The 808-nt window shown below is 43.3% G+C and carries 1 protein-coding gene; it reads right to left on the bottom strand.

Annotation, left to right across the window (positions count from 1 at the left end; all coding sequences use genetic code 11):
• Window positions 1-469: 469 nt before the first annotated feature.
• Window positions 470-808: ankyrin repeat domain-containing protein (locus ACTHUM_RS15980; RefSeq protein WP_440403418.1), on the bottom strand; the 339-nt coding region annotated here is incomplete at its 5' end.

Genomic DNA, 808 nt, shown 5'->3' with positions numbered 1-808 from the left:
ATTTTACTGCCGATAATCTCTAATTGCATAAGTTATACTCCTATTTACAAGTTCCAATTTGTGTTGCAGAGATATAACGATCAGTTGTTATATAGCAATCCATCATTGGAATACAACAATCTAGTACCAGCCTGATTCGATCTTGACATAGTGTTTATTAAGCTAATGTTCGCTTCATACCATATCCTACCCTGTTTAGCAGGTAAAATATTTGTAGAATTTACAAAATATCTCCCCTATGTTGCCTATATGGATGTGGAGATAGGCTGCTTTTGTCTGATTGCTGTGGCAACTTATTAAAAGAAAGGTATTTGTTGTTTCAGACGACCTTTTGGCTCAAACCTTGAGAACCGCATGCGTGCGTTCCGCACACATCCTACTTGTTGAGTTTAGGTTTCATATGGGCTACGGCTTGCTCTTGCCAAATAGAGCTGGATTTCGCGGGAGAGCTATCCTTACCTATGGCGCATCAGGCATATTGCTCCATTAGGGCAATAACCGGTTTCAAACTTTGGTCATCGGAAAAATAAGTCTTCATAAAATCCAATAGCGACATGTTTGCATTCTTGACCGGGTGATGCACATCTGCACCTTTGTCCAGCATGGCTTTTAAAACGTCCAGTCTGTCGGGGATGCCGCCTATCATGGCCAAAGGAATTCCTTGGTCGGTATAGGTTTCAATGTTCGGATCCGCTCCGGCCTCCAACAGTACCATGGCCGCATCTCCGTTTTCTGCCCGCATCGCGTAATGCAGCGGTGTCATGCCGTAGATGTCTTGGGCGTTTACATGGACACCTTTGTCTATGTA

This window comes from Neisseria sp. P0021.S006 (assembly GCF_051956895.1).
The sequence above is the reverse complement of the archived record's forward strand: the minus strand, read 5'-3'. Positions and strand labels throughout refer to the sequence as shown.